This window comes from Lysinibacillus sp. NPDC097214 (genome assembly GCF_050277945.1).
Lineage (GTDB): Bacteria > Bacillota > Bacilli > Bacillales_A > Planococcaceae > Lysinibacillus > Lysinibacillus xylanilyticus_B.
The window spans coordinates 171,865-198,540 of record NZ_JBNNSS010000005.1 but is presented as its reverse complement, the minus strand read 5'-3'; the positions used below and the strand labels follow the sequence as shown (position 1 = coordinate 198,540).

At 36.9% G+C, this 26,676-nt stretch carries 21 protein-coding genes and 1 pseudogene; 9 read left to right on the top strand and 13 right to left on the bottom strand.

Annotated elements, in window-relative coordinates; translation table 11 throughout:
- The first annotated feature begins 202 nt into the window (after positions 1–202).
- Positions 203–970, top strand: a complete 768-nt coding sequence (locus ACQKMI_RS13490) for a TSUP family transporter (RefSeq protein ID WP_427489668.1) — start codon at positions 203–205, stop codon at positions 968–970.
- Positions 971–1,150: 180 nt separating this feature from the next.
- Here the strand turns inward: ACQKMI_RS13490 and ACQKMI_RS13485 are convergent.
- Positions 1,151–1,360: pseudogene (locus ACQKMI_RS13485) on the bottom strand (hypothetical protein); the annotation flags it as partial.
- Between the two features lie 672 nt (positions 1,361–2,032).
- Between ACQKMI_RS13485 and ACQKMI_RS13480 the strand changes: the two are divergent.
- The 8 genes from ACQKMI_RS13480 (at position 2,033) to ACQKMI_RS13445 (ending at position 10,192) form a co-directional block, all read left to right on the top strand.
- Positions 2,033–2,551 carry a sigma-70 family RNA polymerase sigma factor gene (locus ACQKMI_RS13480; protein WP_427489666.1) on the top strand — a complete coding sequence of 173 codons (519 nt, stop codon included), beginning with the start codon at positions 2,033–2,035 and terminating at the stop codon, positions 2,549–2,551.
- Positions 2,544–3,434, top strand: coding sequence for a DUF3298 domain-containing protein (locus tag ACQKMI_RS13475; RefSeq protein ID WP_427489664.1), 891 nt, complete (start codon positions 2,544–2,546; stop codon positions 3,432–3,434). The genes ACQKMI_RS13480 and ACQKMI_RS13475 overlap by 8 nt, the downstream gene beginning before the upstream one ends.
- Before the next feature lie 280 nt (positions 3,435–3,714).
- Complete coding sequence (locus ACQKMI_RS13470) at positions 3,715–4,842, top strand: GerAB/ArcD/ProY family transporter (protein ID WP_427489662.1); 1,128 nt, start codon at positions 3,715–3,717, stop codon at positions 4,840–4,842.
- Positions 4,842–6,302: a spore germination protein gene (locus ACQKMI_RS13465; RefSeq protein WP_427489660.1), complete on the top strand. Its 1,461-nt coding sequence runs from the start codon at positions 4,842–4,844 to the stop codon at positions 6,300–6,302. The genes ACQKMI_RS13470 and ACQKMI_RS13465 overlap by 1 nt, the downstream gene beginning before the upstream one ends.
- A complete protein-coding gene (locus tag ACQKMI_RS13460) occupies positions 6,299–7,468 on the top strand; it encodes a Ger(x)C family spore germination protein (protein WP_427489658.1) in 1,170 nt (389 codons plus the stop codon). The genes ACQKMI_RS13465 and ACQKMI_RS13460 overlap by 4 nt, the downstream gene beginning before the upstream one ends.
- A gap of 525 nt (positions 7,469–7,993) precedes the next feature.
- Positions 7,994–8,755, top strand: a complete 762-nt coding sequence (locus ACQKMI_RS13455) for a TerC family protein (protein WP_427489656.1) — start codon at positions 7,994–7,996, stop codon at positions 8,753–8,755.
- 186 nt (positions 8,756–8,941) lie between these two features.
- The gene (locus ACQKMI_RS13450; RefSeq protein WP_427489654.1) at positions 8,942–9,574 is read left to right on the top strand and encodes a Bax inhibitor-1/YccA family protein; all 633 of its coding nucleotides are present in this window, start codon (positions 8,942–8,944) and stop codon (positions 9,572–9,574) included.
- A gap of 108 nt (positions 9,575–9,682) precedes the next feature.
- On the top strand, positions 9,683–10,192 hold the full coding sequence (locus ACQKMI_RS13445; protein WP_427489652.1) for a ferritin: 510 nt from the start codon (positions 9,683–9,685) through the stop codon (positions 10,190–10,192).
- A 366-nt stretch (positions 10,193–10,558) separates the two neighbouring features.
- Here ACQKMI_RS13445 and ACQKMI_RS13440 read toward each other — a convergent pair whose 3' ends face one another.
- From ACQKMI_RS13440 to ilvC, 12 genes are all read right to left on the bottom strand, one after another.
- Complete coding sequence (locus ACQKMI_RS13440; protein ID WP_427489650.1) at positions 10,559–11,740, bottom strand: iron-containing alcohol dehydrogenase; 1,182 nt, start codon at positions 11,738–11,740, stop codon at positions 10,559–10,561.
- 60 nt (positions 11,741–11,800) lie between these two features.
- Positions 11,801–13,222, bottom strand: coding sequence for an aldehyde dehydrogenase family protein (locus ACQKMI_RS13435; protein ID WP_427489649.1), 1,422 nt, complete (start codon positions 13,220–13,222; stop codon positions 11,801–11,803).
- 105 nt (positions 13,223–13,327) lie between these two features.
- On the bottom strand, positions 13,328–14,317 hold the full coding sequence (locus ACQKMI_RS13430; protein WP_427489647.1) for a LacI family DNA-binding transcriptional regulator: 990 nt from the start codon (positions 14,315–14,317) through the stop codon (positions 13,328–13,330).
- An 83-nt stretch (positions 14,318–14,400) separates the two neighbouring features.
- A complete protein-coding gene (locus ACQKMI_RS13425; protein ID WP_427489645.1) occupies positions 14,401–15,630 on the bottom strand; it encodes an RtcB family protein in 1,230 nt (409 codons plus the stop codon).
- A 172-nt stretch (positions 15,631–15,802) separates the two neighbouring features.
- The gene (locus tag ACQKMI_RS13420) at positions 15,803–17,653 is read right to left on the bottom strand and encodes a dynamin family protein (RefSeq protein WP_427489644.1); all 1,851 of its coding nucleotides are present in this window, start codon (positions 17,651–17,653) and stop codon (positions 15,803–15,805) included.
- 190 nt (positions 17,654–17,843) lie between these two features.
- The gene (rbsK, locus tag ACQKMI_RS13415; RefSeq protein WP_427489643.1) at positions 17,844–18,740 is read right to left on the bottom strand and encodes a ribokinase; all 897 of its coding nucleotides are present in this window, start codon (positions 18,738–18,740) and stop codon (positions 17,844–17,846) included.
- 435 nt (positions 18,741–19,175) lie between these two features.
- Positions 19,176–20,387 (bottom strand): MFS transporter, encoded by a 1,212-nt coding sequence (locus ACQKMI_RS13410; protein WP_427489641.1) that lies wholly within the window; start codon positions 20,385–20,387, stop codon positions 19,176–19,178.
- Positions 20,388–20,779: 392 nt separating this feature from the next.
- Positions 20,780–21,370, bottom strand: coding sequence for a 3-isopropylmalate dehydratase small subunit (gene leuD / locus ACQKMI_RS13405; protein ID WP_427489639.1), 591 nt, complete (start codon positions 21,368–21,370; stop codon positions 20,780–20,782).
- Positions 21,371–21,400: 30 nt separating this feature from the next.
- Entirely contained in the window at positions 21,401–22,810 is a 1,410-nt protein-coding gene (gene leuC, locus ACQKMI_RS13400; protein WP_427489637.1) for a 3-isopropylmalate dehydratase large subunit, read from the bottom strand.
- Between the two features lie 16 nt (positions 22,811–22,826).
- Positions 22,827–23,927 (bottom strand): 3-isopropylmalate dehydrogenase, encoded by a 1,101-nt coding sequence (leuB, locus tag ACQKMI_RS13395; RefSeq protein ID WP_427489635.1) that lies wholly within the window; start codon positions 23,925–23,927, stop codon positions 22,827–22,829.
- A 189-nt stretch (positions 23,928–24,116) separates the two neighbouring features.
- A complete protein-coding gene (locus ACQKMI_RS13390) occupies positions 24,117–25,655 on the bottom strand; it encodes a 2-isopropylmalate synthase (protein ID WP_427489634.1) in 1,539 nt (512 codons plus the stop codon).
- On the bottom strand, positions 25,642–26,676 hold the full coding sequence (gene ilvC / locus ACQKMI_RS13385; protein WP_323646745.1) for a ketol-acid reductoisomerase: 1,035 nt from the start codon (positions 26,674–26,676) through the stop codon (positions 25,642–25,644). The genes ACQKMI_RS13390 and ilvC overlap by 14 nt, the downstream gene beginning before the upstream one ends.

The window sequence follows — 26,676 nt, the reverse complement described above, 5'->3', positions numbered from 1 at the left end:
CCTTTACGCAAGAAACATCATCACCTACATAATACATTAAAATATACACATAAAGTAGAATATTCTTGATTTTTGCAGAATTTAAAAATATCAAAAGAGCTGAAATTCCCAAAATTAACAGAAAAATATCATTAAAGCTATTTACAGTTACTTTTCATTTCGCTACTATCAAATTATTATTATAGAAAAGAGATGACCTGCTGTGCCTTTTGATTTAGATGTAAACATTTTACTCATTCTTATTTTTTTTGGCTTTCTAGCTGCATTTATCGATTCTGTTGTAGGAGGAGGCGGGCTTATTTCATTACCTGCTCTTATGTTTGTTGGTCTTCCACCATCTGCAGCCGTCGCTACCAATAAGTTAGCAGGCACTATGGGGTCATTAACGAGCACTATTACATTTTATCGCTCTGGTAAATTGGATATTAAATCCGTTTATAAATTGTTCCCTTTTGTTTTTATAGGCTCTATGATCGGTGCATGGATTGTCCATCTTATGGATCCTAGTGTTCTAAAACCACTTATGCTTGTCATGCTAGCAGCTGTGGCTATTTATACTATTTTCAAGAAAGACTGGGGTAGCATTTCTACCTATAAAAAATTGACACCTAAGCGTTATGCACTTTTTGTGGCGATTATTACCTTAATTGGCTTCTATGATGGCTTTTTAGGGCCAGGGACAGGCTCATTTCTACTGTTTGCCTTTTTAATAGTTGGCTTCGACTTTTTAAAATCGGCAGGTAATGCCAAATTTTTAAATTTCGGAAGTAATATCGCAGCCCTTCTTATGTTTATATACTTAGGGCAAATAAATTATGCCTATGGTTTACCGATGGGACTTGCACAAATTGCCGGGGCAATTGTTGGTTCTAAATTTGCCATTAAACGTGGCAGCGGGTATGTACGTAATTTATTTATCGTTGTGACAATTCTATTACTTTTGAAAAATACATATGATTATTTTTCATGATTGATTCGGCATATCTATCAATTTTTCAATGCCGTTATGATGAAGATCAAACTAGCTGGGGCAATCTCCATTGAAGATGTTATATCCGTAGCTATCAATATATCAAACAACTAGAAGCATGGTAAAAATACAGCATGCTTCTAATAAAGTTCTGTGTTATTCATACTTCTCAGTCTATAATTATTCTTTCTTACTATAAATTCCATAGGCAATCACTCCAAATAAATAGCCTATTCCAGCCCCTAAACTCATTGTAAACACTAGAAAGTTTGGTTTGAAAAACATGCCAAAAATCTCACCGAGAGCACTACCAAAAATCATTCCCAATGGTATAAAACTATCCTTTAAATCTTTAGCGTCTTTAGACTTTTTCATACCTAATGTTCCTTTCTGTTATTATAATTGAGAATAAAAGATACCCTGCCAAAAAAAGCAGCTAAAAACTCTTTAAATTCATCACTGATTACTACGTAAAAAAATGCCTTTTAATGCAAGATGGTGCTGGTCTATATCCAAGAACGGTGCCATTTAATTGTGATTAAGACTCTCCTATTCAATAAGAATTCCTTTTCTTCAAATCTTATTTTAAGAAGTAATTACTTGTATTTTCACTCTACTATATGTACGAGATGGTTCATGTAGAAAAAGGTCCGTAGATGCTTTCTTATTTCGATACTATTCTAGGGTATTTTCTTCGATTGCACTTGCAGCTGTTCAAATGCTCTTCCTCCCCTGGGCAATATTATTTGTAATTGTGACCAATTTCCTTTTTCCCCTTTCTAAGCAATTGTAAAAGGTTTATAATTTGCTATGATTTTTCACCACAATAAAATGTACCTCAAAGTGCAACTTCACCAGTGGAGGATTGCTTCATCCCCACTAATGATTATCACAAATCGATTTTTTACTGACAGTTTTGCGGGATTAATTACCAAGTACTAATGACTTATCTTTGAAGTTATTAGAATGAGATAAGTTTTTTTGCTATCAACTTTTTTTCCCCTTTCATACGTCTAGTAGTTGTATACAATTTGAAAATGTTAAAAAGGAGCTTCTTTGGACATGAAAACAAGAAATGCATTTCAACATGAAGAGGTGTTTGTCCAGTTAATTCGTGAACAGAAAGAGCGTTTTTATTTGCTCGCGTATAGCTATACAAAAAATGAACAGGACGCACTTGATGTTGTACAAGACAGTATTCAAAAAGCAATGCTTTCGCTCGATCGACTAGAAAATGTCGAGTATATGAAAAGTTGGTTTTATAAAATCGTCGTACGTACATCTATAGATTTTTTACGTAAGCATAAACGTTTACAAGTGACAGATGATGATACATTGCAATATTTAACTCCTGCACAAGAGGATGTTTACGAAAACGTTGATTTAGAGCATGCGTTAGATGAATTACCAATTATGTATCGTGAAGTTGTCATTTTACACTATTTTGAAGACTTAAAGCTCGCTGATGTCGCAAATATACTTAACATTAAGCTGAGTACCGCTAAATCACGTCTTTATAAAGCGTTAAAACTATTGAAAATAGAATTACAAGATGTGAAGGGAGAAACAGCACATGGATGAAAAATTAAAAGAACTAGAAAAACAATATAATGAGGTACCTATTCCAAAGGAGCTTGATCTTGTGGTTGAAAACGCACTAAAACAAGGTAAAAAGAAAAGAAAAAAACGAGCACCACAATGGTTACTAGGATCTGCGGCAGCTGCAATGCTTTTTACAGCTGGTTTAAATGTCAGTCCTGCAATGGCACGAACACTTTCAGACATTCCTGTTGTTGGTAGTGTCGTTAAAGTCTTAACATGGACTGAATATAAAGTAGCAGATGACTCATATGATGCTGACATAAAAGTACCTTCTATTGAAAACCTAGACAATAAAGATCTTGCTACTACTTTAAACGAAAAATACCGTTCAGAAGGTAAAGCTCTTTATAATGACTTTATTGCCGAAGTTGGTGATATCAAGGCTCAAGGTGGCGGTCATTTAGGCGTAGATAGTGGCTATGAGGTGAAAACTGATAATGACCAAATCTTGTCGATTGGTCGTTATACTGTCAATACTGTTGCATCTTCTTCTACAGTAATGCAATACGACACAATTGATAAACAAAATGAAATTTTAATCACACTACCGATGCTATTTAAAGACGATCGTTATATTAAAACTATCAGTGAAAACATTAAGGAACAAATGCGTGAACAAGCTGCCGCATCTAACCAAGAAAAAGTATACTGGTTAAAAGGAGCAGGCCTTCCTGATGAAGAGGTTTTAGATGAATTTACAGCTGTTAAAGCTGATCAACAATTCTATATTTCTGATAAAGGTAAGCTTGTTATCTCTTTCGATAAATACGAAGTAGCACCTGGTTATATGGGCGTTGTGGAATTTGAAATCCCAACAGACGTCTTAAAAAATAATCTTGTAAGCTCTAATTATATTCATTAATCATTTACTAATAATGTAAAACTACAATCCGTCGGGGTTTTCTTTCTCCCCCACGGTTATTTAATCCCCTCTTTGTGAAGCGAAAAAAATATAATTCCCAAAAGCGAGGTATTTGACATTACAATGGTCAAATACTTCGCTTTTTTCGGTGATAAACTTTTCATGAACGTGGTGGGTTTACGAATTTAAATTCTTCTCTTCAGAGTAGTTTGTCACGCTTATAATCCTCTCACTTTTTGTCTAAGCTAAAGTGTATCAATTAACGTTAGAGGGTTTTCATATGAAAGGCGTAGGATCAATTAGTATTTTACATGTTGTCTTCTTATCTATGACTGTTATTGGCTTAAAAAATCACGTAACCATTATTCCCCCGATACTAGACGTTGCAGGGAGAGATGGTTGGGCATCTGTATTATTGGCCTTCGTTATTATATTCTTCTGGCTATTTCTTTTAGTTTATATTCAAAAAAAGACGAATCAGGAACCTATTCGAGACTGGTTAGAGGGCAAAATCGGAAAAATCGGCTCTACAATTGTCATTTATCTTATCGTCATTTATTTACTCATTCTAGCTGCTTTTACGATGGTTGAAACGTTACAATGGATAAACTCAACGTTTTTACCTCAAACACCAGCCTTTATATTATTACTCATTTATACAATTCTTTGTATTTTCCTCGTTACAACAAGTTTACAAACCATGGTTATTTTAAATGTCTTTGTCTTATTCGGTGTAATTGTCTTTGGTTTTTTTGTAGCATTTACAAATATACAGGTAAAAGATTACGAGCTACTACGTCCATTTTTTGAGCATGGTTTCCAACCCGCTATAAAAGGGATGATTTACCCTGCATCAGGGTTTATTGAATTATTTATACTTTTATTTTTACAGCACCAGTTTAAAGATCGCATTCGTTGGTATCATTTTGGCATCATGCTTTTCATTTTAATGGGGCTTACTTTAGGACCACTCATGGGCGCAATTGCAGAATTTGGACCAACCGAAGCTGCAAAGCAAAGATATCCCGCCTACGAGGAGTGGGGATTAGTTTCGATTGGTCGCTATATTGAGCATCTTGACTTTTTCTCTATATATCAATGGCTTACTGGAACATTTATACGAGTTAGCTTCCTGTTGTATGTTATAGCAGATTTATTGAAAATGACTGGGGACCCGAAGCAAATATGGAGAATGATAGCTCCTCCCTTCTTTCTAATTTGTTTGCCGCTAATTATTTTAAATGAAAACATATTTTTGAAGGTGAAAGGGAACTATATATTATCAGTTACTCTTATTTTCTTTTTACTTTTGTCATTATTTTTCGTACTCGTAGCTTTCTTTTCAAAGAAGAAGTCTTCTAAAAAAGGAAAACCTGAAAAACAAGAAATGGAAAGTGGTGAATCATAATGCCTCAGCAGGAGAAGGCTATAGACCTAAACACCTTAAAAAAACTATTTCAAAAATCTGCAGATATTCAATTTCAGGAATATACATTTAATCAAAAAAAGGTTCATTTCGTTACCTGTGATGCGATGATCGACCAGCAAATGCTCAATGAAGTCATTATTCGGCGAATCCAATATCTTTACGATCATTTAGATAATACAACCTTAGAAGAAAATATTACACAGCAGCTTCATGTCCCCACCCTTCAAAAAGTCAAAGATAAAGAAGAAGCCATTACCTATGTCTATACCGGTTTCCTATTGCTTTATTTTGAAGAGGAAGAACTTTTATATGCTAGTAATATCGCTAAAAAGCCTAATCGAAATCCTGAAGAAACTAGGATGGAAGTACTTGTTAAAGGGCCAAGGGATAACTTTATCGAAGATATTCGCGTTAACATTGCACTATTACGTAAACGTTTACCTACAAATTCATTTTGTGTTGAAAAAGTGGAGTTAGGAAAACGTTCAAAAACAACCGTGGCTATACTTTATTTTGACGATATTGTCGATATGGATATTTTACACGGAATAAAAAAACAACTTGCTTCAGTAGATACAGATATTGTCTTTAGCGGGGATGTATTAATGGAGAGAATAAATAAAAACTCCAAACTTTTCCCAAAATTCGATTACACTGGACGACCCGATTACGCTATTCAAGCACTAATTAGGGGACGTTTTCTCATTTTCGTCGATGGTGTAGCTTATGCCGTTATCACACCTGTCAATTTATTTTTATTATTAAAATCTGCTGAAGATAATGAATACCCCATCATTTTCAGTTCCATAGAACGAGTTTTGAGGATTCTTGGCATTTTAATTGGTTTGCTGTTGCCTGCTTTTTGGCTTTCGCTGACGACTTATCACCAAAACCAATTGCCATTCCAGCTTTTAGCAACCGTCGTCCAAGCAAAAACAGGTTTACCTCTCCCCTCCTCTCTCGAAATGCTAATAATGCTACTAATGTTTGAATTGTTTCGAGAAGCTGGCTTACGCCTGCCTTCTGTTATTGGAGGTACGATAAGCGTTGTTGGCGGTTTAATTATTGGTGATGCGGCCATTCGTGCAGGTGTGACAAGCCCAGAAATGATTGTGGTTATTGCAATCTCTACAATTGCATCATTTACGCTTGTGAACCAATCGCTTGTCACAACGATCAGTTTATTACGTATTACATTCATTCTTGCCAGTGCTTTCTTTGGTTTATTTGGATTTTTTATCTCATTATATTTCACACTTCTTTATTTGTGTAATATCCGGATCTATGGTTATTCTTACATGAATCTTGCAACAGATTTAAATTGGATGACTATAAAAAAATCGATATTCCGTTTATCGCCAAAGGGTTACACTGAGCGAAATAAAGCACTTGCACCCCAAGATAACACTCGTACTTCTATGAGCAAGAAGAAGCAATGAAGAAAAAGATAATTTTACTATCGGGCTTAGCTACTTCACTACTTCTTTCAGGTTGTTGGGATGTAACCGAACCGCAAAGAATGTATTATGTTGATGGCCTTGGTATTGATTATAAAGAGGGTCAATATGAAATCTACTTGCAATTAATTAACTTCACCAATGTAGCAACATCCGAAAGTTCTAACCCTAACCCTCACCCTCAAGCAGCACAGGCAGAGGTTGGCCAATCTAAGGGAAAAACGTTGGAAGAAGCACTTTTTAAATTATTTCGATCTATAGACCAAAAAGTGTTTTGGGGGCATTTGACTTACATTATTTTCTCCAAGGAAGCAATGCAAGATAAAAATGCCCTTTCCATTTTAGATAGTGTATTGCGCTATAGGGAAACAAGGTATCAAATTTGGACCTATTGTACAGAAGACCCTATAAAAGACATCCTTCTAATAATGCCTATTTTGAATAAATCCCTAACATCATCAAAGCTTGGTAATCCCTTAAATACAGCAGATCAAGAAACATTTATCGAGCCAGTTAATTTTCGAAATTTAGTGATTGGTTTAAATGAACCAAATCATGAAATTGGCATCCCTTATGTAACCATCAATAAAAACTGGGAAATGGCAAAGCAGCAAGGTCAGGATACTGCCTTTATGGGGGTCGGTGTGCTTTCTAAGGATGGGTTTAAAGGCTTCCTTAAGAATGATACAGCAAGAGGCATGCAATGGATGCATAATAGAACGCATAGAGGTGAAGTAACTTTTAAATTAGATGATAACGAAACAGATTATTTAACGACAACATTAGAAAAAATAAAGGTAGCGATCAAACCAGTTGTTAAAAATAATCAAGTAACCTTTGAGGTAGATGTAAAATTAAATGCAACTGTAAATGGTTTCAAAAGGAATGTTTCAGAAAAAGAAATCAGAAAAAAGATTATCAAAGAAGTGAAAAAAGAAATCATAACAACGTATGAAGAAGCATTAGCGCAAGATATTGATATTTATCGCCTTTCTGAACAGCTATATCGAAAAAATGTGAAAGTGTGGAAAAAACTAGAGAAGGATGGGAAAATCCCACTTACATCTAGTTCTATTAGTAAATTAAAAATAGACGTTAACCAAGTAAATTCCGGTCGTAAAATATTTACGGGGACCATTAATGAATAATCTAAAAATATCCCCTCAAATGTACAGAACAATTTGTCAGGATATTTAAATTTATTGCATCAATTATGCCTTGGCATTGGGCCAACGTGATGGGTCACACAGTCGAATGTTGCTGTCGCTTCGCTTTCGCACAGATAAAACCATGTTGCTGTCGCTTTTCTTTCGGTACAAAAATATATGCTGAAAGAAGTTAATTAGCTTCACATTTTTTATTTGCAATTAACGATGAGCATGCTATAATTTATGTAAAGAATTGAATATCTTTTGACAATTATGTCAAAGGGGAGTAGCTAGCAGATGCGAACGAAGCATCTGATTTCACATTCGTCATTACATGGTTATTTACCATCGGGTGTGAAGGCATATATTGACGTACAGAAATTTTTCTGTTCAACAAACAGTTTATTGCTTAGCAAGACCTTTGCCTATTTTTTAGGCAGAGGTCTTTTTATTTTGCCTAAAAAAGCAAAGACTACGTTAAAAGAAGTTTATTCATTTCTGTTCTAACTAAAGGAGGAAATTAATTTGGAGGCAATCTTACTTGAATACGCATGGGTACTCGTCGTATTAATTGTACTAGAAGGTTTATTAGCTGCCGATAATGCAGTTGTTATGGCCGTTATGGTTAAGCATTTACCAAAAGCACAACAGCAGAAAGCACTGTTATATGGGTTGGTGGGAGCATTTGTTTTCCGCTTTGCTGCATTATTTCTTATTACTACGCTCGTTAATTTCTGGCAAATCCAAGCTCTTGGTGCTGCGTACTTATTAATCATGTCTGGTAAGCATATTTACGATTCACGGAAAGCCGTGCAAAACCCCGAAGAAATTCATGAGTCTAAAAAGCAAGCTGGCTTCTGGATGACTGTCATGAAAGTAGAATTAGCCGATATTGCCTTTGCGGTAGATTCAATTTTAGCAGCTGTTGCCATTGCGGTGACACTACCTCATATCGGAAATTTTGATGTTGGTGGCATTAATGCGGGACAATTCTCAGTAATGTTTTTAGGTGGTATTATCGGTGTCATCATGATGCGTTTTGCTGCTCGTTGGTTCGTGAAAGTTCTTGATAAATTCCCATCACTTGAAACAGCTGCCTTCTTAATCGTTGGTTGGGTTGGTGTAAAGCTGGCTGTTCTAACATTAGCACACGAAAAACTAGGTATTATTCCACATGAATTTCCACACTCAACTATATGGAAGGCTATTTTCTGGATTGTCTTAATTGGAATTGCCCTTGGTGGTTATTTAGTTGGTGTGAAAAACCAAAGAAAGAATGCAAAATAATACGTAAAAATATTACTTGGTCCTTGCGAAGACCAGGTTAGTGTTTGTATCACCAAACCGAGGTAATTCCCGAACGGAAACCACCCCCTCGATATGGTGATACAATTTTTTTTGGTTGGAATCTTTTTCGAAATGGGTTCGTATGTTACTATAAAAGTTTTTTTACAAAAGAAAGGATTCTTCTATATGGCGTATGCTAAAAATCAAAACTTAAACAAAATTTTAAAACACTTTGCTTTCATGTGGGGACTGACGGTTGTCGGAATGTACATAGCAACATTATTACCTCCAGCAGTTGTCATGCCGTTATCTATTATTACTCTTGTACTTCTTATCATCGCCTGCTTTGTGCGTAGTCTGAAGCTTGCTAATTCCATTATGTATGCAATCCCCTTTTTAATGGGAATTTTATTATTCTGGACAACACAATTTTACATTACGGAGCTAGGGCAACAGCTTGTTTTACTTGTCTTCGTAGCAACAGTAGCTATTTTCATTGTGCTAGCACTGATTGGTATGATGATGAATAAAGACATTTCCAATTGGGGAAGCTATTTATTCACCGTATTAATCGTCATAATTGTATTTTCACTAATCTTTATGTTTATTCCTGTTAACAACATAGTTGGACTGATTATTGCTGGAATTACTGTACTACTTTTTAGTCTCTATACGGTCTATGACTTCAACCAAATCCGACATAATCACGTTTCAGATGCCGAAGTCGTTGGTATGGCTTTAAATCTATACTTAGATTTCATTAATTTATTTGTCAATCTTTTAGAAGTAATTTGGCGTTTAAAGAATCAATTTGATTAAATTTTCTAATTGAGAATAAAAATCAATTAAACTTTGCCAACCTACCATTATTCGCTGTATACTATAAGAGAAGCAGAAGATATATATTGTAAAGGGAGGAAAATATTTATGTTATCTGAAAAACTACACACAGCACTAAACGAACAAATGAATTTCGAATTTTACTCTGCGCATGCTTATATGGCGATGGCAGCATATTGCACAGATCAAGATTATGATGGCTTTGCCAACTTCTTTTTAGTACAGGCTGAAGAAGAACGCTTCCATGCGATGAAATTTTATAATTTCCTAAGTGATATGGGTTACCGTGCAACAATTCAGGGCTTTGATAGTCCAGATAATCATTTCGAGTCTATTTTACATGCCTTCAAAACTGGCCTTTCACACGAGAAAGAAGTAACGCGCCGTATTTATCATTTATCGGATATCGCTTTAGATGAACGCGAGCACGCGACTATGGCTTTCTTAAAATGGTTCATTGACGAGCAAGTGGAAGAAGAATCTACGTTCGACACATTAATCCGTAAAATTGAACGCATAGAAAATGACTCCAACGCAATCTTTATGCTTGACGCAGAATTAGCGACACGCTCATTTACTCCTGATTCTGAAGCTTAAAATTTATTAATGAAGATTTAGCTTGGATCATGCAAAAAGCGACTAAGTCTCCGTTCTTGGAAACTTAGTCGCTTTTTTCTAATTCATGAAAATTATCATCTGCATATAAAAGAAATCCAAATTCTTCGTTCGGATTTAGTAGCATTCAATACCTTTTAAGTAGAAGAGATGTGCTTCATCATTAACAAATAGTTTTCCTAAATTTTTATACCCAATCACAAGATAGAGAACCAGAATATCTAGAAAATATTCATAAATTTTAATTCCGCATGATACTCTAGACATTTTAATTCGTGTACTTTTTTGATCCGTTTATCACTATTTAAAAATAAATAAACGCCGGCGATCAACGTTTCTCTTTTCTTGTTATAATGACTGAGGTTCTCGAACCTCTCCATCAAATGCAGCACGATAAATAGTATAGATGTCTTCTCGCTTAAGCGGCATCGGACTACGTGCTAAGATTCTTGTTTGCTTTGTCGCATCATCAGTTAGTTGTTCCAGTGCTAATTCTGGTATATTAAATCCTTTTAATGTTGACGGAATATTAACATCCTGCACAAGTTGCTTCAATGTATCTACACATTTATAAGAAGCCTCTTCTTGCGATAAATACGCTGATGATATACCCATTACATCTAAAATATCTTTCATTCGTTTTTCGCAACTTTGACGAATATAGCCCATTACATAAGGTAATAATACCGCGTTGGAATCACCATGAGCAATATGGAATTGGCCACCAAGAGGATAGGCTAATGCATGTACTCCTGCAACACCGGCGTTGAAAAAGGCTAAGCCTGCCAAATAACTGCCATAGCTCATATCCGAACGTGCCTGCATATTTTGACCGTCATGCACAGCAGTTCGGATAGAGCCACTAATTAATTTTATAGCTTGTAGTGCAAGTGCATCAGTTACTTCGTTTGCATTTACGGAAACATAGGCCTCAATTGCATGTGTTAAAGCATCTACACCTGTAGCAGCAGTCACTTTTGGTGGTAAGGAAATTGTCAACGCCGGATCTACAATGGCGACATCTGCTAATAAGTAATCATGTGTCACAACATCCTTCGTCGTTTCAAGTGACAGTACTGAAATATTTGTCACTTCTGAGCCTGTTCCAGATGTAGTTGGAATTAAAATCTTAGGCAATCCTTTATTTTCAAAGGTTTTTGTTCCCGTTAAATTTAAGAAATCTGCCACTTTCCCATCATGTGTTGCTAAAACCGCGGCAAGTTTCGCTAAGTCTAATGCGCTTCCTCCCCCTAAACCAATCACTAAATCAAAATGATGTTTTCTTGTAAATCCAACTAGTTTTTCACCAATTGCGAGCGGTGGCTCTGGGGCAATATCGGTGTAAATAGTTGTAGAGTACCCATTTTCTAGTAAAGGCTTTTCAAGATGATCTGTTAAACCTAACTCTTTTAAAAATGGATCCGTGATTATTAAAATATTACTTACTTTGAATTTTTCTACTTCCGGTAGTAGCTGATTCAAACAACCCCAGCCTGTATAACTCGCAGGAGTAAAGGTTAATTTATGCATAATTGTTATACTCCCATCTATTCATAATAGCCTTCTGTCGATTTTCTAAATGACTCATGATTAACTGTTATTCCAAATCACTAGCTTCATTTCTGTCATTTCTTCAACGGCATATTTGATTCCTTCACGACCAGTTCCGCTTTCTTTAACGCCACCATATGGCATTTGATCCACACGGTATGTTGGAACGTCATTTATGATGACACCTCCGACTTGTAGTTTCTTTGAAGCTTTAAAGGCCGTCTCAATTGAGGGTGTAAATATTCCTGCCTGTAAGCCATAATTTGAATCATTAACCGCATCAATGGCTTCTTCTACTGATGAGACAGTATTGACAATAACTACAGGTGCAAATATTTCCTCACAAGATACTCGGCTATTAGAGGATACGTTTAGTAACACTGTTGGAAGTAAAATATTGTTTTCAATACGACCACCTGTCAGTACCTCCGCACCTTCTGCTACCGCTTCTTCTATCCATGTGACAGCACGTTGTTGCTCAGTTTCTGAAATCATCATCGCTAAATCTGTTGTTGCATCAAGTGGGTCCCCTATTGTTAACCGTTCTACTTTTGCTTTTAGCTGCTCTAAAAATTCATCCATTATTTTTTCTTTTACATATATACGCTGTAGGGAGATGCAAACTTGACCTTGATTTGAAAAAGCCCCCATAACAATTCGGTCCATGATTTTATCGAGTTGAACCCCTTCATCAACAATAACACCAGCATTCGAACCAAGTTCTAATGTGACTTTCTTTAATCCAGCGCGATTGCGAAGAGAAATACCTACAGCTGGGCTCCCAGTAAATGTAATCATTTTCACTTTTGGATGTGCTAAAAATGCATCCCCTACTAGTTTTCCTTGCCCTGTTACTAAGTTAAATGCACCTGCTGGTAAATTTGTTTGTGCCAATAGGTTTGCTAGAAAATGAGCAGATAAAGCTGTTTGTGTTGCAGGTTTCAAAACTATCGTATTTCCAGCTGCTAATGCCGGTCCAACTTTATGGGCCACTAAATTTTGCGGAAAATTAAAAGGTGTAATGGCCGCAATAACCCCTAACGGTTCGCGAATTGTATAACCAAATCTACCCTCTCCACTTTTAGAAGCATCCATCGGAATCATTTCACCAGATAGTCGCTTCGCTTCTTCTGCTGCAAATTTGTAAGTTTCAATCGTTCGATCAATTTCAGCATAGGCATATTTTAACGGCTTAGCTGATTCTAGTGAAATAATTCGAGCTGCCTCATCTCGATTTTCTGTAAATAGATCAGATAATTGTTCTAAAATCTCTGCTCTTTGAAATGCTGTTAAGGCTGCCATTTCGGATTCTGCTGCATGAGCACTTTCAATTGCATGCTGTACATCATCTTCATTTGCCATAGCAAATTGTGCTACGACCTCATTTGAGTAGGGGGCATGAACCTCCATATATTCATCTGTCATTTGCCATTGTCCACTAATAAATAAGTCTCTTTTCAAGACCTCACTCACTCCTCTCATTAAATGGTTACGTATTCATTTCAAAAAATAAAAAAATGAATACGTAACCATTATGGTGTAAAAAACAAACTGATGTTCATCAGTTCATTTTTCACACGTTGTATTTCTTGGAAAAAGTCTAACAGATTCTGTTTGTTGGATGCAAGCACTTTTTTTCTCCATTACCTCAAATAATTTTTCAATAGCAATAAATCCGAGGCTTTTTTCGGATTCTAAGCCTACTGTTGTTAAGGCAATCGAATGGTGTTTACTAAGCTCCACATTATCAATGCCAATCACATTAAAATCTTTAGGAACTTGAAAGCCCCGTTCTAAACAAAGATTTAATATTTCAATGGCAATTGCATCTGTTGCTGCACAAATAGCGGTAGGCCTCTTGGGAAGCTTTAGTATTTCTTCAAACACCCGTTCAATATCATCTTTGTTAGTATTTGTAAAAAACGATGACACTGTTTTTATATCTATAGAGCTGTCCTTTAATGCATTTTTAAAGCCTTTGTACCTTCCATAAAAAGTACTTATTTCATGTGGGCCGCCAATCCAGCATATATCTTGATGACCTAAAGATAAAATATGATTCGCCGCTATATAGCCAGCTTCCACATTATCAATCTCTACAAAATGCCTATTTTCTTGATGCTTGCGGTTATACATGATAAATGGGATGCCTCGTTTTTCAAGCTTAAAAAATAAGTCATCTTCATAGAACATAGACGATAAAATAATCGCGTCAGCCTTCGTTTCCAAAACAGAATTATAAATAGACTCTAAATTATCTTCAGCCCCAAAATAGACATTTACTTTATAGCCCCTAGCGTTAACATAATTAACGATTGCAGTTGTTGTATCAACAAAAAAAGGATTATGTAACGGACCTGAAATCAGTGTAATAATGCCTGTTTTTTTCTGAACAAGCGATCTTGCTATATCATTTGGAACATAGTTTAATTCTTCAATCGCCTTCATCACTTTTTCAATAGTTTTCGGCTTTACGAGTTCAGGAGTATTTAACACTCTTGAAACCGTTGTTTGAGAAACACCCGCATACTTAGCTACATCTTTTGAAGATACCAAAAAACCACCCATTTCATCTTTGTAAGCCTATTTTATATCATTACAGAAATAATGTTAATAGATAATGGTTAGTGCAAGTATTACTAATTTCTATTATTTTTCCGCTCATAAGGCTTAGCTGCTTCACTAGCTTTAAAATTATAAACGGGTGTAATCACTTTTAATATATCCGCAGTTTCCTCGAGAACAGATGTAATTTCTGACATCGGCTTATATGCCATTGGGGCTTCATCCAATGTTTCTTCGTTTACGGATGTTGTCCAAATTCCTTGCATCGTTTCTTTAAAATCTTCCATGTTTAATGCTTCTTTTGCAGCACGTCGAGAATACATTCGACCTGCCCCATGTGGTGCAGAGTAATTCCAATCTGCATTCCCTTTTCCCATACAAATGAGCGAACCATCTCGCATATTCATAGGAATAACGAGCTTCTCCCCTTTATTTGCTCGAACGGCGCCTTTTCTTAACGTCATTGTTTCCGTATCAATATAGTTATGGATCGTATCAAACGTTTCGTTAAAATGCCAGTTCATATGCTTGGCGATTGTTTCGGCAATTGTCCAGCGATTCATCCGAGCATATTGCTGAGCGATTTTCATATCGTGAATATAATCATGGAAATACTCACCCTCTAAATAGGCTAAATCTTTTGGTACAATTGGATTTTGCTCTTTATAAGCTTTAATCATCGCTTGAATTTCTTTTTCGCGCCCCTGATCTTTCAGTTCGTCTATTTTTACTTTTAAATCTTCCCGTTGCAATGTTTCAAAGGCTCTTTTTTGATGCCAATTCGCTACCTTAGCTCCGACGTAGCGCGAGCCAGTATGGATAAGTAAGTAATGTGTACCAGCTTCATCTTTTGCAAGCTCTATAAAATGGTTGCCTCCCCCAAGTGTACCCAGCGATAAATTCGTATAGTCATCCTTTAAGCCACTCGCTACAAACTGTCTCCCCTCGAATTCAATAAAATAGCGTGCAGAAGATACTTCCTGATGGATATCCTTTCCGCTTGGTATATGTGTTCGAATTGTAGCATCGAGTTTAGAAAAATCTATATCCGTCTCATTTAACTCAGCTACAAATACCCCGCACCCAACATCAATGCCGACAAGGTTAGGCACTACACGATTTTGAAGATGTATCGTTGTGCCAATAACACAGCCCTTCCCTGCATGATAATCTGGCATAATCCGTACTTTTGTTCCTTCCATAAAGGCTTGATTTACCAATTCTTTAATTTGATCGATAGCTGACTGTAATGCTGTATTTGAATAAATTTTCGCTTCCGTAAAACGTCCGTTAATTCGTATCATTTTAATCCCTCCTACTATCTCTACGAAAAAACACTTCATTTTGTTTCAAATTAATCCCAATTCACGGACAATCAGGGGCATCACCATAACGTGTGGTGATGAGCAAAAAATCACGAGTACTAAAAAAATGCTCTAAAAGTTTACATTACTTTTAGAACATTTATTTTAATGTTTAATCTTCATACTGAATATCTAATTTTTTCGGAATTTCTGGTATATCGTTTGATTTTACATCTACTTCTGCTAAAGCTAACGTATGTAATGGATATTTCTTCTGAACATCGAAAGGAATCTCAGCATTCTCCATTTTATTGTTCATCTGACTACGTGCAAGTAGGCCATTATTGGACAGGTCAATGCTCATAATACTGTTAATCGTTTCTTTTAGCATGTCAATATCCTTTGCTTTGAGCGGCATTTGTTCGTCCATTAAAAATGGTTGAATATTATCTTTAATGTAGCCCTGCGCCTCCATCAAACAAGAAAATTCATTCAATTTATTTGCGTATAATTGTAATTGGCACTTTTCTTTTGAACGTTGTTGATTTAGCTCTTGAACTTTTTGCTCAATACGTACCAAACGTTTTTTCGTTAACTCCATAAGATAACTTTGTATTGAATGAATGGACTGAAGCATTAATGCCTCCGCTTCGTGCACTTTTTCATATTGCGCAATACAAACCAATTGCTGCTCATTTAACTTGTTAACACGTTCCTCGAAAAATCCATTTTGTGTATGCTGACCAAAGATAGCCTTCATAAGACCTTTTCCGTGAATTTTTTTATGCTGTGCGTCCAATCGATCATATTCACGTATATATTCACTATGCATATTTCGATATTCTCGTAACATTTGTTGATAAGATACAGCCTTTTCTGTAAAGCTTTCCACAATTTCATCCTGCAAATAATCATTTTGTGAAATGATTTGTAAAAGTTGGTATAATGTTTGAACATTTTTAAATACATTGGCAACCTGTTCGTATTCTTGCTCATATTCGGTCACAATCGCTAAATCACGTTGATAGCGTGAAAATTCGTATTGTGTATCGCCTGTATACTTTTCAATGTTCTTAACAGCAGATTGGAATGGATCTCTTTGTGGAATAACAGTTAATTCGAAGCGGAATCGTTCAAGCCATTGCAAGAAGCGAATTAAAATGCCATACGTTTTCTTATCACTATTTTCTGCAACTCGATGAATTTCTGAAATTAATTGCTCGTACTGACTTTTTTGCCAAAGCTCATCACTATTAATCTGTTTAGCTTCAATTGCTTCTCTTGCAGAGATAGCAACAAAATCACTTATTAAATGACCAAATCGTTCTCTCTCAGCATTGATAAATGCCATCGTATTTTCATTTGAATCTATGGCATTGATGACACAAAGAGGCTCAACACCTTTGTTTTTTAACGTTTCCATCAATAATAGTTCTGGATAAACAGCCATCGAACCTGAACGTAATACCCAAAAGATTTCGTCCACACGGTTCATCAATGCTTCTGGGAAGTAGGCCATTTCTCCTCCTCCAGATTCCAATGAAACCGAATCAATAATGGTCACTGATTTTAATAAATCATTTTTTAAATATACTTCTAGGTAATCTAAATGTTCTCGTAGTATTTGAGATGCAAAAGTATCTCCAGTCGTCAATAATTCTAGCTTGCTCATATCGAATATGGCCACAACACCATCTAAAAAGTACGCCTTTATTTCTTCATGTTCACCGTATCTCAAAAATGTATTTACCCCTGTTGGATGCTGTTCACTAACAGGCAAAACTTGGCGCCCTAGTAATCCATTCACTAGTGTTGTTTTTCCGACACGCTCTTTCCCAACAATAAGAATCATTGTTTCGTTATTAGCATCTTGAATGATACGGTTTAAGTGTTTAGCTGTATCTTTTACATATGTATTTTGTAAAATAATGCCATGTAATTGTCGCAAATGATCAACAAGCTGTGGCAAAATATTATTCGCTGAGGCTGTATATTCGATCGGTACATTATCAATATCTGTCATCCTCAAAACCTCTTTTCGTATGTATCTAAAGTTATTATAAATGAAAATATTCCTTTATTAATACATAGTACTAAGAAATAACGACAAAAAAGGACAATATACTTATATTTAGTTGTCACAAATAGGCAATAACTCTTATACTACAAAACCTTATATCATAGACATTCTTCCTCATGAATTTGTAAGTGAGCTAGGCATCTTCTCTTTTTTCTTCAACTCCAGCCATACGTGCATAAACTGCTCCAAGTGTTGGCATACCGCCTTGTGCACCGAATTTCTCCACTGATAATGAAGCAGCAATATTTGCAAAATACACCGCCTGATCTAATGATTGCCCTTCAACTAAAGCATAAGCGAGGGCACCGTTAAACGTATCACCTGCACCTGTTGTATCTACTGCTCTCGTCAAATAGCCCGGAACATGAATAGGATATTCACCATCAAAATAGCGTGCACCATCACTACCTAACGTCATAATCATTTTATTAGGATATTTTTCTAATACTTGCTCAATAGCATCTCCGAAAATTTCAGCACACTCCGTTTCATTTGGTGTGATATAAGTAATATCCTCCATCCATTGCACATCAAAATTAGCTGCTGGTGCTGGATTTAATAAAACAGGTACATTCGCTTCTTTACAAAGTTTTATTGCATAAGCGGTCGTTTCCATTGGGATTTCTAGCTGCATAATGACCATCTGACTTTTTTGAATGATTTCTTTCGCTGCCTCTATATGCGAAGGCTTTAATTCATAATTTGCCCCAGGCACTACTATGATGCGGTTATCATTATTGTAGAGCAAAATATTAGCAATCCCCGTAGGTACTGATACACTTGTAATAGCTTCTGTTTGAACATGCTCTTGCTGTAAAACAGTGCGCAATGTTTCACCAAAACTATCGGAGCCCACACACCCTATCATTGTGACATCACTTCCAAGACGTGCCGCAGCTATTGCCTGATTAGACCCTTTCCCTCCTGGAATCGTTTGAAAATCTTTACCAAGGATCGTTTCCCCCTGCTTTGGAAACACCCCCATTTGTACAACTAAATCCATATTTATGCTACCTATAACTGTAATCATCTTTATACCCTGCCTTCCATCTTATTTTTTCATTTTAACTGAGAAATCCGTAGAAAGACAGGGCATTTACATTAGAAAATTGTGGAGTACTAATCTTCTTATTAGATGTTCTACAATGCAGCTTTACATCACCCTATATCAATTATGCCTCGGCGTAATAGCGTACGGAGGCTTTAGGCCAACAGATGTTTTTTGCGCGAAAGCGTAGTGCTAACGTAGCGGCGGCGGCACCGATGTTGGTCAGTGTTTGGACACCCGCTGAAAGAAGTTAAAGTTTTCCTAATAAACCCTTCCTTGACTCCAATTCAATTTTTCTATCACAATCTTCACAAGAAAATTTCCCTTCCATATTCTGTTTATACAGTCTATATTTCTTTGAGCCTTCTACAACTTCAAATGTTTTCTTACAAAAAATACAATGAAGCGAATAGCTAATCATAATATTTCCTCCTTTAACCAGATGTGATTTTTTGGGGAATATAGTACAAAATATAATGAAATTGAAAATAAAATACTAATAATACCGAAAATAATAGCAGTCATTTGAAGCGTAAATAATTCTGCAAATAGGCCTAATAGTAAGGTTAAGGAGATTTGTAAAATATTTTGAAAAATACTAGAAATACTACCGAATCTCCCCATCATCTCAGGCGGTACACTTTGCTGATAAAATGTTTCATAACCAGTATTACTAAATGCCATAAAAAAACCTAGAAAAACTAAACTTACAAATGCCAAAATACTTGATGTCGATGCATAAAAGGCGGTGTAAAACAACATTGTCAGGAACAAACCAAAAGCTATATATGATCGAGTGGACCATTTTTTGGCGAAGCTTGCGGCAACCATTCCACCAAAAATTGCTCCGGCTCCTGCACTACTCACAAAGGCTCCATATAAGCTATCGGATAAAGCTAAATCTTGTTTTATAAATGTTGCTTCTTGAGAATCCAGCGCAAATGCAATCATTAACGCACTTTGAAACAGTAAATAAATCGTGATAAATAATGAATTTTGTCGAATGAAAGCTAGTACAGCTAGATAATCACTTTTTAATAGTTGCCAAGTAATTCGTTGCCGTGAAGTTCCCTCCACTTCATCTACATCTGGTAAAAAGTAAATAATCATAGCACAAACAAAAAATGTAAAGCTATTGAACCAAATCGTAACTGTTGTATTAAAAAGCGTGATGAGGAGACCCGCTAGTGCTGGTCCTACTAAAAACGAGCCTGAATTGAACGTGCCAAGTATTGCGTTAAAACGTTGTCTATCCTTTGTGGGAACATACTTTGTAATATAATATGTACTACTAGGTCCAAAGAAACTACTCGCTATATTTGCTAAAAATAACAGCATATAAATGAGCCAAATAGATTCCATAAACGGCATACAAAAAACAATAAACCCTCGTATAATATCCGTTGAAATCATCAACTTACGTTTATTCATACGATCAATGAAAGAGCCAGCAACCAAACCTGTTAAAACTCTTGCAATTGGTCCGACAATAAAAATTCCAGCCATCGCTGCCGGCGATTGTGTTAAATGCCATATAAATAAATTTAGCGCTACAAGGTAAATCCAGTCCCCTAATTTAGAAAAGCCTAAGCCTCCAATTAACAAACTGTATTTTCGAAGGATTTTCATGTTATCCCCCCTTATTTTTCACTTTTGAGTTTTCCCAGTAAATATTTCATTAAACTAGCTCATTATCAAAACATGTAGTTGTTTTAGTTCTGGACTGGGCGCTTTAGCGATAAAACAATAAACTGGATATCATTCCATTTATTTACCATAATTCTATTTATATATTATCAAAATATTGCATCAATTCGTTAAAATTTTTTGACAAATATATGACGAAATAAAATAACGTATTTTTATTATGTAAAGTGATAAGGACTAGTCATTTACCAATCAAAGAACTTTTTCTCTACCTATGCATTTCTCACTTCTACCCGAACAATTCCTTCTTTATGCAATAAAAAAAACTGAAGACAACAAGTCTGTCTTCAGTCAAAAGGAAATCCCATCATCTATTAAAATGCAATACGATTTGCTTCATAAGCAGCGATTTGCTCTTCGTATTTAATGGTAAGTGCAATTTCATCCCAACCATTTAGCAATGTTTCTTTATAGTAGGGGTCGATGCTAAACTTATAAACTGCACCATCTTCACCCGTTACTGTTTGTGCTTCAAGACTAACTTCCAACGAGTATGGTTTTACTAAGCCTTTAGCTAAAATTTCATCACACTCTGCTTCAGTAAGTTTGATTGGTAAAATCCCATTTTTGAAACAGTTATTATGGAAAATATCTGCGAATGATGGTGCAATCACTACATTGAAGCCGTAATCTAAGATTGCCCATGGTGCATGTTCACGAGAAGAACCACAGCCGAAGTTATCTTGTGCTACTAAAATTTTGGAGTCTTTAAATTCAGGTTTGTTTAACACAAAATCTTTTATTTCATTACCCTCTGCATCGAAGCGCCAATGGTAAAATAAATACTGCCCAAATCCTGTACGCTCAATACGCTTTAAAAACTCTTTCGAAATAATTTGGTCTGTATCGACATTTTTACGATCAAGTGGTGTTATCACACTTTTTACGATATTAATTGGTTCCATTTGCAATCATCCCTTCCGTGTAAATGGAAATTAAACAGTTTCCTTTACGAATTCACGAACATCCACAAAATGACCAGCAATTGCTGCCGCTGCTGCCATTTGCGGTGATACTAAGTGTGTACGAGAACCCGCCCCCTGGCGTCCTTCAAAGTTGCGGTTTGATGTAGATGCACAGCGTTCACCAGCCGGTACTACATCATCATTCATCGCCAGACACATTGAGCAACCTGTCTCACGCCATTCAAAGCCAGCATCTGTAAATACTTTATCTAATCCTTCTGCTTCTGCTTGTTGTTTCGTCGAATAGGAGCCTGGTACAACAATCGCTGTTACACTTTCATGCACCTTACGTCCTTTGATGACATCCGCTGCTGCACGTAAATCACTGATACGTGAATTTGTGCAGGAACCGATAAATACGTGTTGAATATCGATTGAGGTTAGTGGTTGACCTTCCTCTAAGCCCATGTAGGAAAGTGCTTTACGAAGTGCCGCTTTATCTGATTCATCCTCATAATCTGCTTGTGTTGGAACATGGCTTGACACACCTGAACCCATGGACGGATTCGTTCCCCAAGTGATGATTGGCTCAATGTCTTCTGCTTGAATGATTCGAACTGTATCATATGTCGCATCTTCATCGGATGCTAAGCTTAGCCAATAATCTGCCGCTTCCTCAAACTTTTCTCCTTGAGGTGCATGTTTACGTCCACGGATATAATCAACAGTCGTTTCATCAGGAGAAATTAGCCCTGCCTTTGCACCCGCCTCAATTGACATGTTACAAATTGTCATTCGTTCTTCCATAGAAAGTTTGTGGATAGCCTCTCCAGTGAATTCCACAATATGTCCTGTGCCGACACCGATACCGAATTTAGCAATAATCGCTAGAATAATATCTTTTGCAGCTACACCGACAGATAACTCACCTTCTACACGAATTTCCATTGTTTTCGGCTTGTTTTGCCATAGGGTTTGTGTTGACAATACATGTTCTACCTCAGATGTACCAATGCCGAAGGCAATCGCTCCGAACGCACCATGTGTAGATGTATGGGAGTCACCACAGACAATCGTTTTACCAGGCTGAGTTAAACCTAGCTCAGGGCCAATTACGTGGACAATTCCTTGGTCAGGGTGCCCCATCCCTGCAAGCTCGACACCAAATTCTTCAGCATTTTTAGCTAATGTCTCAATTTGGTTACGTGCAATTGGATCATGAATCGTTGGTAAATTTTTTGTAGGCACGTTATGATCCATTGTCGCAAAACTTAAATCTGGGCGACGAACTTGACGTCCGTTCAAACGTAGACCTTCAAAAGCTTGCGGAGAAGTGACTTCATGAATTAAATGGAGATCAATATATAACAGGTCCGGTTTGCCCTCTTCCTGATAAACAACATGCTTATCCCAAATCTTTTCAATTATATTTTTGCCCATTATCTTCACTCATTTCTTAAATGTATGTTGTCATAATGCTTTCTGAAACAAAGCTTGTATCTATTTCGTTAATTACTTTATCTGTCCATTCATTCGTCGACAGTATACGAGCGCCATCACGTGCAAGATCTGCGGTAAAGTAACCATCATCAAATACTGCACTGACAGCACGTTCGATTTCTGCTGCTTCTTCTTTTAAGCCAAATGAATATTGTAGCATCATGGCAACTGAAAGAATTGTTGCTGCTGGATTAGCTACACCTTGACCTGCAATTTCTGGTGCTGAGCCATGTACTGGTTCATATAGCCCAAAATTATCTCCGCGAATAGACGCAGAAGGTAGTACGCCTAAAGAGCCTGTAATAACAGATGCTTCATCACTTAAAATATCTCCAAACATATTTTCAGTAACTACCACATCATATTGACTAGGATTTGTAATTAATTTCATAGCAACTGAGTCAACTAAATTATGCTCTACATGCACATCTGGATATTCCTTTTTCTTCGCTTCTACTACTTCGCGCCATAAACGACTTGTTTCAAGTACATTTGCTTTATCAACAGAGCATAATTTGCCTCCACGTAAACGTGCTAATTCAAAGGCATTTTCAACGATACGTTCAACTTCTGCAGTTGAGTAAACCGTTGTATCAATCGCGCCATTCTCAGTACGCATACGTGGTTCCCCGAAGTATACGCCGCCTGTTAATTCACGTACAATCACTAAATCGACATTTTCGGCTACTTCACGCTTTAATGGTGAAGCATCTAGTAAACTCGGGAACGCCTTTACTGGACGAAGATTTGCGAATAAGTCAAAATGTTTGCGAATACGTAATAATCCTTTTTCTGGACGTAATTCAGGTGGGTTATTATCCCATTTCGGACCACCAACCGCTCCAAGTAAAACTGCGTCACTATTTTCGCACATCTCAATTGTTTCATCTGGTAGTGGATTATTGTGTTGGTCGATGGCAGCGCCTCCGATTGTTGCATAACCTAAATGGAATGTATGGTTGAATCGCTTACCAATCACCTGTAATACACGTACAGCAGAAGCAACAACCTCTGGCCCAATTCCGTCACCAGGAAGTACTGTAATTTTTTTCTCCATCGTCAAAACACCTTTCTTTGTATAGCGTTGACTACGCTATTTTAGTAAGACTCTCACCTATTTTTAATAGGTGAGGTCATCAATATTACGACTACACGTAATTGGCATAATTGCGTTTGGAATGCGCATTATGCTGATTCCATTCACTACCATCAAAACCTGCGACATTTACAGAAGCTTGAAGATCGATTAACTTACAGGCTGTGCACGAAGGCTTGCTTGTATCAAATGACGGTTAATGGCATTTAAATAAGCTTTTGCAGATGCTTCTAAAACATCCTGTGATGAGTTTCGTCCAGTTGTCGATACATCATCGTATCGGATATTAATCACGGCTTCACCTAGTGCATCTCGTCCCTTACCGACAGACTTAACACGGTAATCAATCACATGAATATCCCCTTGTACAAGTTGCTCAAGTGTATTGAAAATAGCTTCCACTGAACCTGAACCTGTTGCAACAACTGTTTTCTCTAGACCTTCTGGTGTTAAAACAATCGCTGTTGCTGTTGGAATATTTTCTGTGCCATATTGCACCTGTACCATCTTTAGTTCAAAGAGTGGAACATCTTCTATTTGAACTTGCTGTTCTGTAAGAAGCGTTAGTAAATCTTCTTCCGTAATTTCTTTTTTACGGTCAGCCAATTTTTTAAATTCAGTAAATGCTTTATTTAGTTTTTCATCCGAAAGATGGAAGCCCATTGTTTCTGCTCGGTCACGGAATGCTGCGCGACCTGAGTGTTTACCAAGAACGAGCGGTACCTCCCCTTCACCAATAAGAGCAGGTGAAATAATCTCGTACGTTTCAGGATTTTTTAACACACCATCTTGGTGAATACCCGACTCGTGTGCAAATGCGTTTTTACCAACAATAGCTTTATTCGGCTGAATAACCACATTTGTGAGCTTACTGACTAATTGAGATGTACGCTTAATTTCTTGTAAATGAATACCTGTTTCTACAGGATAAATATCTTTACGGATATGAAGGGCAACTGCGATTTCTTCAAGCGCAACATTTCCAGCGCGCTCCCCAATACCGTTAATCGTACCCTCTACTTGTGAGGCACCATTTTCAATGGCTGCAATCGTGTTAGCGGTTGCCATCCCTAAATCATCATGGCAATGGGCAGAGAATTTTACCTTGTCAGCACCTTTAACGTTTTCAAGTAGGAATTTAAATAATGCACCATATTCTTGAGGTGATGCATATCCTACTGTGTCAGGTACATTTATGGTTGTCGCACCTGCCGCAACAACTTCATTCATAATACGTACTAAAAAGTCACGATCTGAGCGGAATGCATCTTCTGCAGACCATTGTACAAGCGAAAAGAATTTTTTCGCATATTTGACGGCTTCCACCGCTTGTTCTACCACTTGATCAGGTGATTTTTTTAGCTTGTATTCCATATGAATTGGAGAAGTGGCTAGGAAAATATGAATGTGTGGCTGTTCGGCCACTTTAATCGCATCCCACGTTGTGTCGATATCTTTTTGTATACAGCGGGCTAATCCTGTTACGATAGAGTTTTTTACCGTTCCTGCAATACGATGTACCGCATCAAAGTCACCGGGTGACGAAGCAGGAAAACCTGCTTCAATAATTGTCACTCCTAGGCGCTCCAGTTGCTTGGCGATTTCAATCTTCTCTGCGGTGTTTAGATTAATCCCAGCAGATTGTTCACCATCGCGAAGTGTTGTATCGAAAATATCAATTTTTCGCACTTGTCGCCACTTCTCTCACAACTTTTTCTTTACCTTCGTTGATGAATGGCATCATCGCACGTAATTTAGCACCAACTTCTTCGATTTGGTGATTTGCACCAGCTTCTTTGAATTTTGTATAGTCTGGACGACCGTTTTCGTTTTCTTGAATCCAGCGACGAGCGAATGTACCATCTTGGATATCCGTTAATACATCTTTCATACGAGCTTTTACAGAATCGTCGATAATACGTGGTCCTGCTACATAGTCACCCCACTCAGCTGTATCTGATACAGAGTAACGCATTGTTGCCATACCACCTTCAAACATTAGGTCAACAATTAATTTTAGTTCGTGAAGAGTTTCAAAGTACGCTAATTCTGGTTGATAACCAGCTTCTACTAATGTTTCAAACCCTGCTCTTACTAATTGTGTAGCACCACCACACAGTACTGCTTGCTCACCGAATAAATCAGTTTCAGTTTCTTCTTTGAATGATGTTTCAAGTAAACCGCCACGAGCTGCACCGATTCCTTTACCGTAAGCTAGAGCTAAATCTTTTGCTTGACCAGTTGCATCTTGATGAATTGCGAATAAGCCTGGTACACCAGCACCTTCTTGGAATTGACGACGAACTAAGTGTCCTGGACCTTTCGGTGCAACTAAAAATACGTCCACATCTGCTGGTGGTGTAATTTGACCGAAGTGAATGTTGAAGCCGTGTGCAAACATAAGTGCTTTACCTGCTTCAAGATGTGGAGCAATTTCAGCCTCATATACAGCTTTTTGACGCTCATCCGGAAGTAAAATTTGAATAACATCTGCTTCTTGCGATGCTTCAGCAACAGTCTTTACATCTAATCCATCCGCTTTTGCTGCATCGAAAGATCCGCCTGGACGTACTCCTACTACTACATCGAATCCTGACTCTTTAAGGTTAAGTGCATGTGCATGACCTTGTGAACCATAACCGATGATTGCGATTTTTCTCCCTTTTAATACGTCCTCGTTGATGTTTTGATCATAATACATAGTAGCCAT

Bases quoted from the DNA above. Each gene is read 5' to 3' on its own strand.
- ACQKMI_RS13480 (WP_427489666.1), top strand. From the start codon at position 2,033: ATGAAAACAAGAAATGCATTTCAACATGAAGAGGTGTTTGTCCAGTTA.
- ACQKMI_RS13475 (WP_427489664.1), top strand. From the start codon at position 2,544: ATGGATGAAAAATTAAAAGAACTAGAAAAACAATATAATGAGGTACCT.
- ACQKMI_RS13470 (WP_427489662.1), top strand. From the start codon at position 3,715: ATGAAAGGCGTAGGATCAATTAGTATTTTACATGTTGTCTTCTTATCT.
- ACQKMI_RS13465 (WP_427489660.1), top strand. From the start codon at position 4,842: ATGCCTCAGCAGGAGAAGGCTATAGACCTAAACACCTTAAAAAAACTA.
- ACQKMI_RS13460 (WP_427489658.1), top strand. From the start codon at position 6,299: ATGAAGAAAAAGATAATTTTACTATCGGGCTTAGCTACTTCACTACTT.
- ACQKMI_RS13450 (WP_427489654.1), top strand. From the start codon at position 8,942: ATGGCGTATGCTAAAAATCAAAACTTAAACAAAATTTTAAAACACTTT.
- ACQKMI_RS13445 (WP_427489652.1), top strand. From the start codon at position 9,683: ATGTTATCTGAAAAACTACACACAGCACTAAACGAACAAATGAATTTC.
- ACQKMI_RS13440 (WP_427489650.1), bottom strand. From the start codon at position 11,740: ATGCATAAATTAACCTTTACTCCTGCGAGTTATACAGGCTGGGGTTGT.
- ACQKMI_RS13425 (WP_427489645.1), bottom strand. From the start codon at position 15,630: ATGATACGAATTAACGGACGTTTTACGGAAGCGAAAATTTATTCAAAT.
- ACQKMI_RS13420 (WP_427489644.1), bottom strand. From the start codon at position 17,653: ATGACAGATATTGATAATGTACCGATCGAATATACAGCCTCAGCGAAT.
- rbsK (WP_427489643.1), bottom strand. From the start codon at position 18,740: ATGATTACAGTTATAGGTAGCATAAATATGGATTTAGTTGTACAAATG.
- ACQKMI_RS13410 (WP_427489641.1), bottom strand. From the start codon at position 20,387: ATGAAAATCCTTCGAAAATACAGTTTGTTAATTGGAGGCTTAGGCTTT.
- leuD (WP_427489639.1), bottom strand. From the start codon at position 21,370: ATGGAACCAATTAATATCGTAAAAAGTGTGATAACACCACTTGATCGT.
- leuC (WP_427489637.1), bottom strand. From the start codon at position 22,810: ATGGGCAAAAATATAATTGAAAAGATTTGGGATAAGCATGTTGTTTAT.
- leuB (WP_427489635.1), bottom strand. From the start codon at position 23,927: ATGGAGAAAAAAATTACAGTACTTCCTGGTGACGGAATTGGGCCAGAG.
- ilvC (WP_323646745.1), bottom strand. From the start codon at position 26,676: ATGGCTACTATGTATTATGATCAAAACATCAACGAGGACGTATTAAAA.